Source organism: Pectobacterium actinidiae, from assembly GCF_000803315.1.
Classification (GTDB): domain Bacteria; phylum Pseudomonadota; class Gammaproteobacteria; order Enterobacterales; family Enterobacteriaceae; genus Pectobacterium; species Pectobacterium actinidiae.
In genome coordinates this window covers 1,434,750-1,449,348 of the sequence record NZ_JRMH01000001.1, presented here as the reverse complement: position 1 = coordinate 1,449,348, position 14,599 = coordinate 1,434,750, and the positions used below count along the sequence as shown (strand labels likewise).

The following is a 14,599-nucleotide window of genomic DNA, read 5'->3' as shown; positions in this document are numbered from 1 at the left end:
TCAGGGCGTTTATAGCCCAGATGCCGATGACAGCCCTTTCATGTAGCGCCAAAATTTCTCAGAAGCCACATTCAACCGCGCATCGAGTCGATACAGATAAACCCCCATACGGATCACGGCATTTTCCATACTCAGGATTGTCAGCTCTTTGTTTTTCAGCTCTTCCTGAATGGAATAGTCCGGTAGCCAGGCAATGCCATAACCTTTCTTCGTCATACGTTTGAGCAAGTCACTCATGGAAGAAACGAAATTGACCGTAAACTTATCGCTTTCGACGCTGGATAAGTAGCGACTGACCTGCCGTCCCATGTAGCTCGTCTCGGTATAGTTGAGTAGCGGCACCGATGAGGCACTGACATCAAACAGCGGCTTTCCTGCACTATCACACGCGCAGACGGGATAAAGCCGGGATTCCAATATTTTCTCGTGCATGAAGGGTTCCCCCATCAGATCCTCATTGTAGAATGAGAAAATGAAGTCACTGCGCCCTTCTTTGAGATTCAGCACCGCCTCATCGACATCGATCGATTCGACATAAAAGATTTTTTCCTGCGGATCCGGCACGTCTTTTAACAGCTCTGGCATGATAAATACCGACAGCGAATGCGCCGCGGCAATGGTGATCTTATTCTTGTAATTATCCCCGCCGTGCAGCTTATTGAGCTGATACTCCAAATCGTCCAGCGTATTGCGGATATAGGCGTGGAACACGCGTCCCTGTTCGGTTAACTGTAGCGGCAACGCACTGCGGTCGAAAATATCAAACCCTACCGCGGCTTCCAGCGCCTGAATTCGCCGACTGAATGAGGATTGAGAGATATTCCGCTTCTCGGCTGCCAGCGTAAAACTCCGATGTTCTTCCAGCACAATAAAATCATAGAGCCACTTGGTTTCGATATTATTCAGCATCGTCCCTCACTCACAACGCTCAGCGCCATGTTTTCGTTCCCTATACCAGCGTGCTACATCGCCAACAACGAGGCTTTCCACCAGGATCGTTAAACCCAGTAAAAGCATAGGGATGCAAATAGTTATGCAAATCATACATAGCAGATGGGAATTTAGCAATTCACATTGCCCGGCAGTGTGAGATTATCCTTTTAATTTCATAATGCTACAGGGTTAACAGCATGAACAGTCTCGTGGGAATTCTTGGTGGTATGGGGCCGGGTGCTACCGTCGATGCGATGCAAAAACTGATCAAAAACACGCCAGCTTATCGGGACCAGGACCATATTCCGATGATTGCGGTTTCTATTCCTGATATCCCTGATAGAACAAAATGCATTCTCCAGCACAGCGCGTCGCCGCTGGATAAAATGCTGCAATATATGAAAATTCTCGAAAATGCGGGCGCTGAATGCATCATTATCCCGTGCAATACTGCGCACTATTGGTTTAATGACTTAAAAGAACAGTGCCGTGCGGAAATGATCAGCATTATTGATGTGACCTGTCAGGCGATTAAAAATGCCAACACCACACGCGTCGGCCTATTGGCGACGACAGCGACGGTCAAAGCGAGAATTTATCAGGACAACCTGATTACCGATAATATTGATTGCTACACGCCGGATGATGCAGACCAACACCAGGTAATGGAAAGCATCTACGCGTATAAATCGGGTGATATCGCCGGAGCTTATAGCCTATTGTCACCGGTAAAAGATCGCCTATTGCAGGCTGGCGTTGAGAAAATTATTCTGGGTTGTACCGAGCTTCCCCTGATTCTGGAGCAGGAAGTCAGAACATCACCGCAACACTATATCGATGCAACGGAAGAGTTAATTAAGAAAACGGTCGAGTGGTATTTTACCCACAACACGAGAAATGATATTGCCGCTTAATTCTTTGATAAAGATATACTCTAAATAATTCGAGTTTCAGGACAAAACGCTAGCGTTTTGAACAGCGCTTGCGCTGACCCCGAAGGGGTGAGACCATAAGGCCGAATAACGCGGCAAGAGAAGGACAAATTCGTTGGGAACGAATTTGACCCGCCAAAGGCTGGCCTCCGGTGAGAGACAGGATGTCTCTCATTTAATCCCGATAAGCTTACTCAGGTGACAAATCTGCCGGGAGCAGATTTGAACGCTGCTTGCAGCGGCCCCAACGGGGCGAGGCTCATGGATGAGCCGAGTAACGAACGTAGCCAACGCACATGCAACTTGAAGTATGACGGGTATATTCAAATAAATATGCCACTCGACATTAATATGTCCGCCGAGTGGCATAGAGTAATACACTCAATATTTAATGAATATCAATTCACAATACTGTGTATTCAGGAACGAATGTAAATAAACGTTCCGTAATTATGAAGGGAATTTCAGAGAGCTATTTTGCGCACCGGCATTAGAAACCACCCAGGATTTCGCCGCAGACGTGGTCATCAAACTGTATGAATAGTTAGATGACGCTGTCCATTTAGCCGCAGGCGATTTACTCGCTACGGCCGCCGGGGAGCTGCCATTATCCGTAAAGGTTGAACCGTTGCCTTTATCATCAACCATGCCTTTATTTTCAGCGCCAGTGCCAAATACGTTGCGTTCAGAAAGCACATTGGCATTCTGCGCAATCGTAAAGGCCAGGTTGAATTTATTGACGTAGTTGTTGAATACGTGGAAATAACCATAACGCATCAGGCCGGGTGCACGAACCTGAATATTTTCGTAATAGTTATGGCAGATGGTCAAACGTGGGTAGCCATTGTAAGCGCTGTTATTGTCATCTGCCGGATGGCCGAAGATGCAACCATATTTATGGTTTGAGAATAAGCAGTTACTGATAGTGATGTAATCCGCTTTCTCACCGATATAAATCAGTTTATCGAGGCTACCGTCGTTATCACTCCACGTATGTCCCGGCCATGAACAGTGATCCACCCAATATCCCTTACCGTAGTTCAGATACAGCTGAATATCGTCATTGTCCTTGATGGAAACATCATGTTTAAAAACCAGATTCTGGAAAATGACGTTAGCTGAATTACTCTCAGCGCGCAGATGGATATTGGTCAGTACATTAGCACCACCGAAAGAACCGACAATGGTTTTATTGCTGCCAAATACCACCTTGGTCAAGGCCGAAGTTTTCAGTGATGATCCTAGCACCACGATGGTTTTTGTCGAACCGCTCACGGCGGATTTAAAATCGGCCAAAGAATTTACCGTAACTACTTTGCCACCTGTGCCTCCGGTAACATTCGCCGCTTTTGCAAAACCAATAATCCCAGTAAGATTCGTTGTTGGATAAGCCATAATTTTTCCTTTTTTACAATTAGTGAATAATTATGTCGCTCGACGTATCAGCTAACTGAATTAAATAACACGCCTTCGACAATTAAAATTGTATATAAGGGTTCTCATTACGCTTATTAATCGAGTTTAATAAAAAATCAACCTTGCGAATAATTCAACCATTAATTAATGCACTGCCATCTTTTAGTAAAGATGGCAGTGCCGAAACTATCACACCACTATGATTACCAGCCCTTTACCGCACCACCATTAAAAATACGGTTTGCAGCCTGTTCAACTTCATCAGACTGATAGGCCTGAATAAACTTTTTGACGTTTTCCGCGTCTTTATTATTTTCACGGGTCACGATGATATTCACATACGGAGATTCTTTATCTTCAATAAAAATACCGTCTTTCGTTGGCGTTAAGCCTGTTTGCTGAATATAGGTCGTACTGATAATCGCTACCGCCACTTGCGGATCGTCTAACAAACGCGGCAACTGTGCGCCTTCAACTTCCATAATACGCAGGTTGTGTGGGTTCGTCGTGATATCCAATACCGTCGGCAATAACCCCGTGTCAGGCTTTAGGGTAATTAATCCGGTCTTTTGCAGTAACAGCAACGCTCGCCCCAGATTGGTAGGATCGAAAGGTATCGCAATGGTGTCGCCATCTTTCAGATCGTTGATATTTTTAATTTTCTTCGAATAACCCGCCATCGGGAAAACGAAGGTATTACCGACCGCTACCAGCTTATAACCGTGTTCACGATTTTGCTGTTCTAAAAAAGGGCGATGCTGAAAGACGTTCGCATCCAGATCGCTTTTATCCGTCGCCTCATTTGGCAAAAGCGAACCGCTAAACCCGACCAGCTCAACATCCAGACCATATTTGTCTTTTGCTACTTTCTTCGCAACCTCGGCGACATCCTGCTCAGCTCCGTTAATCACACCGACTTTAATGTGGTTGGCAGAATGGCTTGCGCTATCGCATGCCGTCAACGCCATCGCCGCCGTGACCATTCCCGCCACCAGCGCTATACGCCATTTATTCATCATTCTGGTTTACCTGATATCGTAACTATATTGATTTAAAGAGAAAAACAGTAACGCCCGATAATTCATCGAGTCAAATAACTCCGCGTTCTATGAATATGCATTTCATTATTCAATCAATAAAGAGTGATATATATCCTAAATAATTCGAGTTGCGTGAAGGCGGCAACTGCACGAATCCCCAGGAGCTTACACAAGTAAGTGACTGGGGTGAGTAAGGGCAGCCAACGCACAAGCAGCTTGAAGTATGACGGATATATCTGTTAAGCCGATTCCATTTTGCTTATCTGCTATTGCTCGACTCTGCATTCCCCCGCATTATGACGTTTTGATGACTTTGAATTCACACGGCGAAACCATGATTAATGTGGCTTTGGTTGACGATCACATCGTTGTACGGTCTGGCTTTGCACAGCTTCTGACATTAGAAAATGACATTCAGGTTGTTGGACAATATGCTTCGTCGGCGCAGGCGTGGCCGCATTTACTCAAGCAGCCGATTGACGTTGCCGTGATTGACATCGCCATGCCGGACGAAAGCGGTCTGTCGTTATTAACCCGTCTGCGTCAGCAGCGCCCCAATTTTCGCGCCATTATTCTGAGCATCTATGACACCACGGCGTTTGTACAAAGCGCGCTGGACGCAGGCGCGGGCGGTTATCTCACGAAGCGCTGCGGCCCGGAGGAGTTAGTGCAGGCGGTTCGCGTGGTCAGCAGCGGTGGACTTTACCTCTGCGCCGATGCGCTACACGCCATTCGCCATCAGCAGCAGCCACCGAAAGAGCTACTGGCGTTGACCCCACGCGAGCGAGAAATATTCAGCTTGCTGATCAACGGGATTAGTGTGAAAAGCATCGCTGAACAGCTCGAACTCAGTCATAAGACCGTTCACGTTCACCGCGCCAATATTCTCAGTAAATTACAGTGTGAATCCACGGTAGAGCTGGTGCACTTTGCGCTGCAACACCAACTGCTGGCTGGGAAATAAATCATGCGCCGTCCGCATGTTATCGGCATGACGCTGTTTCTCGCCTTTTTCTATAGCTTGATTTGGCTGGCGCTGTGGACCATCAGCTTCTATTTGAGCAACAACGGTCAACAGGCAACACTGCTGTTACCGCAAGGGCTACGACTGGCGCTGATGATTTTGCTGCCGCGCAAATACTGGCCGACCTTGCTGCTTGCGGAAATCGCCATCCAGAGCTGGCTTATTAGCGAACAGCTAATGACGCATTCGCTACTGCTACTTTCTCCCTTTCTGAGCCTCATTCCGGCCATCATCACGCATAAAATCTGGCATCGCTACACGCTTTATTGGCAACGGCTCATACTGCTGCTGGCAGCGCTGACACTCAACTCTGTTCTGCACGGCATCGCCATCGGCTCCTGGTTACATTCGCAGCTGACGCAAACGCTGCTGGCAACGTTTACCGGCGGCGTCCTGCTGATTCCGTTCATCTATTTGCTGTATGAATACATCAAGCAGCAGCACTTGCAGACGTTGCTGGCGCAGGAGATCCCCGATCCGCCACTGCGTACCTCACTGCTGATTTGGTGCTCACTGTTTTTTTCTATCGGCGTTTGCCTGCAAATAACGTTCACACCCGAGATGGAACGCCTGCTGCTGATCTTCGTTTTTCTGCCTAACGTGGTCATGGCGTATAAATTCGGTTGGCAAGGCGGCGTACTCTCCGCCGTACTCGGCAGCCTGATGATTGCCGTCACGCGTCAGGTGAGCGGTGCCTTCGACGATCTGCGCGAACTGGAACTCTTTCTCTCTACACAGGCGCTGCTCGGGATTGGGCTGGGGATCGCGATAAGCCGTCAGCAACAGCTGTCACAGCGGCTCCAGCGCTATCGTCACCAGTTGGAGCAGGAGTTGAAAACCCGGCGGCGGCTTATGGAGCGCATCATCCACACCGAAGAAGCCGTGCGCAAAGATATCGCACGCGAGCTGCACGATGACATCGGCCAAAACATCACCGCGATTCAGATTCAGGCCATGCTGGTAAAACACAGCGCGCCTGCCGATGCAGCCCAACATGCCGCCGGGCAAATCAGCGAACTGTCGCGGCGTATCCACCACACCACCCGCCAGCTTCTGCGCCAGCTGCGCCCGCCAGTACTGGATGAGATGGTGTTAGATAAAGCACTGCACCATCTGGCAGATGAGTTTGCCTTCTCGGCTCGCGACATCCAGTTTCACCTGGATTATCAGCTTCCCACGCCTCCGGATGATGACGTCGTGGTTTTCACGCTCTATCGACTGGTGCAGGAGTTGCTGAATAACATCAACAAACACGCCAGCGCGACGCAGATTACGGTTCGTCTTTCCCAACAGGATGACCTGATTACGCTCGACGTCATTGATAACGGTGTGGGCATCGCACAAAAATACAGATCGAATCCGACAGGCGATGGCTTCGGCCTGCGAGGTATCGAGGAGCGAGTACAAGCGCTGGGCGGTAACTGGCTGGTAAACACTGCCACTCTTAGCGACTCTGCCACACCGCGAGGTACGCACATAATTGTTAACCTGCCCACAAAATTTAAACAAAAAGACGATTAGCTAGGAATTATTCCCAGCCACCTAAAACCTTGTCTCATCCTTTTTAATTCACATCCCCCTACTCTTCTCTCAACGCGACGGAGAACCCCATGCAGGCACCCATGTTTCCACCGGGACAGCTTTCACCAACACAAATCAGCCAGCGTTATCGCTACTGGCGACCGCGGTTGTTGATTTCCATGGTCATCGGGTATGCCACGTTTTACCTAACGCGTAAAAGCATCAATTTCGTCATGCCGGTGATGCAATTGGAATTAGGGTTAAGCAAAGGCGATATCGGTCTGTTGGGGACGCTGTTTTATCTCTGTTACGGCGCATCCAAGTTTATTTCCGGCATCGTGTGCGACCGCAGTCAGGTGCGCTGGTTTATGGGTGTCGGGCTGATGATTACCGGCGTGCTGAACATTTTGTTCATGTACTGCCAGTCGCTCACGGGTTTGCTGATTGTCTGGGCGTTGAACGGCTTCTTTCAGGGCTGGGGTTGGCCGCCTTGCGCCAGACTGCTGAGCAGTTGGTATTCGCGCAATGAGCGCGGCCTCTGGTGGGGATGCTGGAATACGTCGATCAACATCGGCGGCGCGGCGGTTCCCTTGCTGGCAGGCTATCTGGCCTCCGAATGGGGATGGCAGGCAGCCCTGCTGGTGCCGGGCATTATCGGCATCGCGATCGGACTGTGGCTATGCTGGCAACTGTGCGACAAACCGCAGCAACAGGGGTTGCCAAGTGTTGGTCAGTGGCGGCGCGATGCGCTGGAGCTTCGTCAGGAGCAACAGAGCCCACCGATGCCGATGCGTCAGATTCTGCGCGATGCGATTTTGCGGAACCGTACCATCTGGCTGCTAGGGGTGTCCTACATTCTGGTGTACCTGATTCGTATCGCACTGAATGACTGGGGGAACATCTGGCTGTCGGAGAGCCACGGCTTCAACCTCCTGAGCGCGAATGCCACGCTGTCGCTGTTTGAACTGGGCGGATTGATGGGGGCGCTGTTTGCCGGCTGGGGTTCAGACCTGCTGTTTCGTGGTCAACGCGCACCGATGATTTTGCTGTTTGCATTAGGGCTGTTTTTAACCATGACCGCGCTGTGGCTGGCACCGATTCACCACTATTCACTGCTTGCAGCCTGTTTCTTCAGTATCGGTTTTTTTGTTTTTGGACCACAGATGTTGATTGGTCTGGCTGCGACGGAATACAGCCATAAGGATGCCGCAGGCACGGTGACAGGTTTTCTGGCGTTGTTTGCCTATCTGGGGGCGGCGCTGGCGGGCTGGCCGTTGGCACAGGTGCTGCAACACTACGGATGGTCGGGATTTTTTACTCTGCTGGCGTTGGCTTCAGCCTGCATCGGACTGTTACTGATGCCGCTGCTGATGGCAGGTGTCAGCCGCCGGGAACGTTTGATGACATCAAAATAGCAATAACAACAGCTAGACACCTATAAAGGAAAACATCATGAAACTGAGTACCTTAACGACCCTCATCGCCGCTGGACTAACCGTTGCTGCCGTTACCACCACCACTGCTCGAGCGGAAGGCCGCCTGGTCATTTACTGTAGCGCCACCAACGCCTTCTGCGAGGAAGAAGCCAAAGCCTTCGGTGAAAAACACAACGTAAAGACTTCCTTTATCCGCAACGGCTCTGGCAGCACGCTAGCGAAAGTCGATGCAGAGAAGAAAAACCCACAGGCTGACGTCTGGTACGGCGGCACGCTGGACCCACAATCTCAAGCCGGTGAAATGGATCTGCTGGAACCCTATCAGTCGAAAAATCTTGATCAGATCATGCCGCAGTTCCGCGATCCGGCCAAACGTAAAGGCAACTACTCATCAGCCGTTTACGTCGGAATCCTCGGCTTCGGTGTCAACACCGATCGCCTGAAAGAGAAAAACCTGCCAGTGCCACAGTGCTGGAAAGATCTGACCAACCCGGTCTACAAAGGCGAAATTCAGATTGCTGACCCACAAAGTTCCGGTACGGCCTATACCGCACTGGCAACCTTCTCCCAACTTTGGGGACAGGATCAGGCCTTTGATTACCTGAAAAAACTGAATGTCAACGTGTCGCAGTACACCAAGTCCGGTATTGCCCCAGCACGTAACACTGCTCGTGGCGAAACCGCTATCGGCATCGGCTTCCTGCATGACTACTCGCTGGAAAAAGAGAAAGGCGCACCGCTGACGCTGATCTCCCCGTGTGAAGGTACTGGCTATGAAATTGGCGGCGTCAGCATCCTGAAAGGTGCGCGCAATATGGATAACGCTAAGCTGTTCGTTGACTGGGCGCTGTCAAAAGAAGCTCAGGAACTTTCCTGGAAGAAAGGCCAGTCCTACCAGATTCTGACCAACACCACTGCGGAAGCCTCTCCGCTGTCACTGAAGTTGCAGGATCTGAAACTGATCAACTACGATATGGACAAATACGGCGCAGCAGACGTGCGTAAGGATCTCATTTCCAAGTGGGTTAACGAAGTCAAAATGGGCCAATAACCTCGATTTATTGCCCTTGATCCACGGAGAAAATGACGGGAACACGGCGTTTCGCTTAACGCTGTGTTCTCCGCATCGCTGATTAACCATTACTCAATATTATTCACCACCTAATACCTGTGACGATTCAATCTCATAAAACAACTCAATATCCCTAAATAATTCGAGTTGAGTGACAAAACGTTAGCGTTTTGAACAACGCTATGCGTTGGCCCGTTAGGGCAAGGCTCATTTATAGCCTTGTAATGCGGCAACCGAGCGAATCCCCAGGAGCTTACTCAGGTAAGTGACTGGGGTGAGTAAGGGCAGCCAACGCACAGGCAACTTGAAGTATGACGGGTATAAAACTTGCACGCACCAGGGAACCATATGTCACACACACTAACTCTTTCACCGACGCCTAAGCGGGATCCTATTTTCCTGTGGCTGGCGCTGATTGCGGCAACCTTTTTGCTGCTGCCAGCGTGGAGCCTGGACTATGGCCTGCTGGATGCCTCACGCGATGAACTGCTGGCAGCTTACAGCTGGTCGAGCCTGAATATCAGCCTGCTGTGGTTCCTGCTCCCAGTAGGATTGTTGGCACGTCCGCTACTTACACCCGGCCGGGAACAGCGTGGCCGCCACCGTTTTGACGCGGCTTACGCGTTGTTCTGTGCCCTTTTCGTGGTCATCAGTGCCACGGTGGAAGGTCGCGGAATGGGCTATGGCACTATTGCGTTGTTTGTCGCGCTGAGTGCGATTATTACGCTGGCGCTATCGCGGCTGGACTGGCTGGGTGGCGATCGCTTCGTCATCGGCTCGCTCATCAGCATCATCGCGCTCATTGGCGTCTTTATTCTTTACCCCAGCATCGCTATCTTCATCCCGATGTTCACCAACGACAGCGGTGAGTTCGCGCCGCTGGCATTTATGCAGATTTTGGGTCAGACGCACATTTTACGGGTGATCTGGAACTCATTCCTGCTGTCGGTTGCCGTCGGTATCGGCTGTACTTTCTTCGGTATGGTGCTGGCAATCTACACCTCGCGCATCGCCCGCCGTTCCGCAATTATTGGCCGCATTTTCTCCATTCTGCCTATCGTTACGCCACCGTTTGTTGTCGGATTGGGCGTGACGCTGATGATGGGCCGCTCTGGTTATATGACCGAGCTGATGGTGGATTGGTTCGGGCTGACGAACACCAACTGGCTGTACGGTTTTACCGGCATCTGGCTGGCGCAAGTGCTCGCCTTCACGCCCATGTCGTTTATGATTCTGGAAGGCGCGATGAAGACGATTCATCCGTCACTGGAAGAAGCGTCGTACACCCTGCGTGCTAATCGCTATCAAACCTTTCAGCGGGTTTTCCTGCCCTTGCTGAAACCGGCGCTCGCCAACTCGTTCCTGATCGTGATCGTCCAGTCGCTGGCCGACTTCAGTAACCCACTGGTGCTGGGCGGCAACTTCGACGTACTCGCTACACAGATTTACTTCTATATCACCGGTGCACAGCTGGATTACCAGTCAGCCAGTACGCTCGGTGTTGTCCTACTGGTGTTCTCCCTGGCCGTGTTCTGCGTGCAATATCTGTGGATCGGTAAACGCTCCTACGTGACGATTTCCGGTAAATCCTCTCGGGGTGATGTGCAGCCGCTCCCCGTTTCGCTGGTGTGGATCGTCAGCATCCTGCTTTATGTCTGGATTGCCTTTAACGTCCTGCTGTACGGCAGCATTTTCTACGGCAGTTTTACCGTTAACTGGGGCGTGGATTACACCCTGACGCTGGCAAACTTCAGCAAACTGTTCGGACAAGGCTTTAGCGACGGCGCTTGGCCTTCCCTGCTGGATACGCTGCTGTTCGCGGGTATCGCTGCGCCGATTACGGCACTGTTTGGGCTGCTTATCGCCTACATCGTGGTGCGCCAGCAGTTCTACGGCAAGAAAGCCATCGAGTTCACCACCATGCTGTGCTTTGCGGTACCGGGCACGGTTGCGGGTGTGTCTTATATTCTGGCCTTTAACAGCGCGCCGGTTTACTTAACGGGGACGGCGGTGATCGTCATCATGTCGATGGTGATGCGTAACGTGCCGGTTGGTATCCGTGCGGGTATTGCCGGACTGGGGCAGTTGGATAAATCGCTCGATGAGGCGTCGCTCAGCCTGCGTGCGGGTTCGATGCGCACGGTGTTCTATATTCTGCTCCCGCTGCTGCGTCCGGCCATTTTGTCTGCGCTGATTTACAGCTTCGTACGTGCGATTACCACCGTCAGCGCCATTATCTTTCTGGTTACACCGGATACTCGCGTCGCCACGTCTTACATCCTTAACCGCGTGGAAGACGGTGAATACGGTATGGCGATTGCCTACGGTTCCATCCTGATTGTGGTCATGCTGGCCATTATTTTCCTGTTCGATTATCTGGTCGGTGAAGCGCGGATTTCCCGCACGAAAGCCAAGAATAATGCCTAAGCGGAGTGATTACCTTGAATACTGAAAAAAGCTTTGTCGAACTGAAGCACATCACTAAACGTTTCGGCAACAACACTGTCATTGATGATTTGAATCTGGCGATCCCACAGGGAAAAATGGTCACGCTGCTGGGGCCGTCTGGCTGCGGTAAAACCACGGTACTACGTGCCGTTGCCGGTCTGGAAAAGCCGACAGAAGGCCAGATTTTCATCGATGGCGAAGACGTCACCGAGCGCTCCATTCAACAGCGCGATATCTGCATGGTGTTCCAGTCTTACGCCCTCTTCCCGCACATGTCGCTGGGGGAAAACATCGGCTACGGGCTGAAAATGCTCGGTCGTCCGAAGGCAGAGATCAATCAGCGTGTAAAAGAAGCGCTGGCGCTGGTCGACCTGGAAGGATTCGAAGATCGCTACGTCGACCAGATTTCCGGTGGACAGCAGCAGCGTGTCGCGCTGGCGCGTGCGCTGATCCTTAAGCCTAAAGTCCTGCTGTTCGATGAGCCGCTGAGTAACCTTGATGCTAACCTGCGCCGCAGCATGCGTGAGAAAATCCGTGAGCTTCAACAGCAGTTCAACATTACCTCGCTGTATGTTACGCACGATCAGAGCGAAGCTTTTGCGGTATCCGATATGGTTCTGGTGATGAACAAAGGCAAAATCATGCAGTTGGGTGCGCCGCAGGAGCTTTATCGCCAGCCGGCTTCCCGCTTCATGGCCAGCTTTATGGGGGATGCCAACATTTTCCCTGCCACTTTCACGGCTGAGAGCGTGAATATCTACGGCTACCTCATTCCGCGTCCGCAGGGTTTTGCTGCTGGATTAAACGAATCTGTCGTCGGTATTCGCCCAGAAGCCATTACGCTCAGCCATCAGGGTGACGAAAGCCAGCGCTGCACCATCACGCAGGTCGCCTACATGGGGCCGCAGTACGAAGTGCAGGTGGACTGGCACGGTCAATCGATGCTATTGCAGGTTAACGCGACCCAGCTTCAACCGAATCCGGGCGACAGCTTCTATCTGCAAATTCACCCTTACGGCATGTTTGTGTTGTCGGAGCAGTAAACATCGGATAACTCACTATCTACCACAAACCGGGAGCGCTTGTTCCCGGTTTGTGGACAATGGCCGTCGAGCGGTAGTAACGGATAGATCGTAAAGACGCTGTAAACATCCCTGTGCGCTCGGATTGCGCAGATATGAATCTCATCCCTGAGATTCACCCTTACAGGGCCGTCGCAAGCAACGTTCAAAGGCGTTCCTGACGCCTTTGTCCATAGCGCAAACGCTTTACTCTTCTATTCCGTTACTACCGTTTTCATTCTGCACATAGGTTTGTCATCAATCTGACCGTTAGTGTCTGCTCCCGGTTTTACTTTCTACACACACCTAAAAAGCCGACAAACGTCCGCTTCTCTTCGGCCTGCGTTGATTGCACCGGAATACGTACACCCATTACGGATTCCCTGCGCGATTTGTTATGATAATGCTCTTTCAAGTACATAATCACGCACGGAATAACCGCGATGAAACAGAAACCCATAACACTAAATGATGTCGCCGAGTACGCTGGGGTTTCCTATCAGACAGTTTCCCGTGTGCTGAACCAAGCGCCTCATGTTTCATCCCGCACTCGCAGTAAAGTGGAACAGGCGATGGCAGCGCTTAACTACACGCCTAATCGCGTCGCCCAGCAGTTGGCAGGGAAAACCATCACCACCCTGGGGCTGGTCACCACCGATCTTTCACTGCACGCGCCGTCACAAATCGCCGCTGCAATTAAGAGTACCGCTAGTCAGCTAGGCATTAACATCGTGATGTCTATGCTAAGTAGCCCGGATGTCAACAGCTGCAATAATGCCGTTAACGACCTGCTTTCTCAGCGGGTCAGTGGCGTCATCGTGAATGTTCCGCTCTCCACGGATGACGTCGCCCACATTAGCCAAACCTGTGCCGACACGCCTGTACTGTTTATGGATGCCGATCCGCACACTGACATACTCAACGTCATGTTCGACCCCGATCACGGCGCACGTTTAGCCATCACACATCTGGTACAACTGGGGCACCAACACATCGCCCTGCTGACCGGCCCCATGACCTCAATTTCCGCCCGTCTACGCTATGAAGGCTGGCTGGCAGAGTTGAAAAAACAGCAGCTCGTCCCTACGTCGGTGCTGCACGGAGACTGGAGCGCCGCGTCCGGTTACCACCAGACGCTGGCACTACTGGGACAATCCCTGCGTGTCTCCGCCATTGTTGTGGCGAACGATCAAATGGCGCTTGGCGTCCTACGCGCGCTGCACGAATATGGCCTTCGCGTACCAGAGCAGATGTCAGTGATCGGTTTTGACGATACTCAGGACAGTGCGTATTACACTCCGCCACTCACAACCATTCGCCAGGATTTCAGGCTGTTAGGTAAAGAAGGCGTCACGCGCTTGCTTGCCACGCTGCGCGATCCTACCCAGAGCACATCATTACTGTTACCCACCGAACTGATCGTACGCCACAGCACCGCGGTACATTCATCAACCCATGCCTCACTGCAAGAACTCACTAAAAACCTGTTGGACATTACACGTCAGCTCCAAAGGCTGTAACCCATTACACAACAGTACCTTTTCACTACTTATGCCAAACCCTAACAAAATAATCGGATAAACAATAAGTTATTTATCACACCCCGTTTATCTATTGCGCAGTGCTTTCCAAATTCACTGTATTTCCATTCATTTTACAAACGATCTTTGTGATCGCTTCCACTTTATTGTCACGTTCCTCTTTACTCGCCATAAC

11 protein-coding genes are annotated in these 14,599 nt (G+C 51.0%); 8 read left to right on the top strand and 3 right to left on the bottom strand.

Going from position 1 to position 14,599, the window contains the following annotated elements:
* Positions 1 to 9: 9 nt before the first annotated feature.
* Complete coding sequence (gene hypT / locus KKH3_RS06145) at positions 10 to 909, bottom strand: hypochlorite stress DNA-binding transcriptional regulator HypT (protein ID WP_039357003.1); 900 nt, start codon at positions 907 to 909, stop codon at positions 10 to 12.
* Positions 910 to 1,130: 221 nt separating this feature from the next.
* On the opposite strand from hypT, the gene cuyB reads away from it, so the two are divergent.
* Positions 1,131 to 1,847: a cysteate racemase gene (gene cuyB, locus KKH3_RS06140; protein ID WP_039357000.1), complete on the top strand. Its 717-nt coding sequence runs from the start codon at positions 1,131 to 1,133 to the stop codon at positions 1,845 to 1,847.
* Positions 1,848 to 2,315: 468 nt separating this feature from the next.
* On the opposite strand, the gene KKH3_RS06135 is transcribed toward cuyB, so the two are convergent.
* Together KKH3_RS06135 and nlpA are read right to left on the bottom strand one after the other, a co-directional pair.
* Positions 2,316 to 3,260, bottom strand: a complete 945-nt coding sequence (locus KKH3_RS06135; protein WP_039356997.1) for a pectate lyase family protein — start codon at positions 3,258 to 3,260, stop codon at positions 2,316 to 2,318.
* 224 nt (positions 3,261 to 3,484) lie between these two features.
* Positions 3,485 to 4,300, bottom strand: coding sequence for a lipoprotein NlpA (gene nlpA / locus KKH3_RS06130; RefSeq protein WP_039356994.1), 816 nt, complete (start codon positions 4,298 to 4,300; stop codon positions 3,485 to 3,487).
* A 355-nt stretch (positions 4,301 to 4,655) separates the two neighbouring features.
* Between nlpA and KKH3_RS06125 the strand changes: the two genes are divergently transcribed.
* The 7 genes from KKH3_RS06125 to KKH3_RS06095 all read left to right on the top strand — a co-directional run bounded on the left by KKH3_RS06125 (position 4,656) and on the right by KKH3_RS06095 (position 14,403).
* On the top strand, positions 4,656 to 5,285 hold the full coding sequence (locus tag KKH3_RS06125) for a response regulator transcription factor (RefSeq protein ID WP_039362185.1): 630 nt from the start codon (positions 4,656 to 4,658) through the stop codon (positions 5,283 to 5,285).
* 3 nt (positions 5,286 to 5,288) lie between these two features.
* Positions 5,289 to 6,866 (top strand): MASE1 domain-containing sensor histidine kinase, encoded by a 1,578-nt coding sequence (locus tag KKH3_RS06120; protein ID WP_039356991.1) that lies wholly within the window; start codon positions 5,289 to 5,291, stop codon positions 6,864 to 6,866.
* 89 nt (positions 6,867 to 6,955) lie between these two features.
* Positions 6,956 to 8,281 (top strand): MFS transporter family glucose-6-phosphate receptor UhpC, encoded by a 1,326-nt coding sequence (uhpC, locus tag KKH3_RS06115; RefSeq protein WP_039356987.1) that lies wholly within the window; start codon positions 6,956 to 6,958, stop codon positions 8,279 to 8,281.
* A 37-nt stretch (positions 8,282 to 8,318) separates the two neighbouring features.
* A complete protein-coding gene (locus KKH3_RS06110) occupies positions 8,319 to 9,353 on the top strand; it encodes an ABC transporter substrate-binding protein (RefSeq protein WP_039356985.1) in 1,035 nt (344 codons plus the stop codon).
* A 369-nt stretch (positions 9,354 to 9,722) separates the two neighbouring features.
* Positions 9,723 to 11,801 carry an ABC transporter permease gene (locus KKH3_RS06105; protein WP_039356983.1) on the top strand — a complete coding sequence of 693 codons (2,079 nt, stop codon included), beginning with the start codon at positions 9,723 to 9,725 and terminating at the stop codon, positions 11,799 to 11,801.
* Between the two features lie 5 nt (positions 11,802 to 11,806).
* Positions 11,807 to 12,865 (top strand): ferric ABC transporter ATP-binding protein, encoded by a 1,059-nt coding sequence (gene fbpC, locus KKH3_RS06100; protein WP_039356980.1) that lies wholly within the window; start codon positions 11,807 to 11,809, stop codon positions 12,863 to 12,865.
* Positions 12,866 to 13,326: 461 nt separating this feature from the next.
* Complete coding sequence (locus KKH3_RS06095) at positions 13,327 to 14,403, top strand: LacI family DNA-binding transcriptional regulator (protein ID WP_039356976.1); 1,077 nt, start codon at positions 13,327 to 13,329, stop codon at positions 14,401 to 14,403.
* The last annotated feature ends 196 nt before the right edge of the window (positions 14,404 to 14,599 follow it).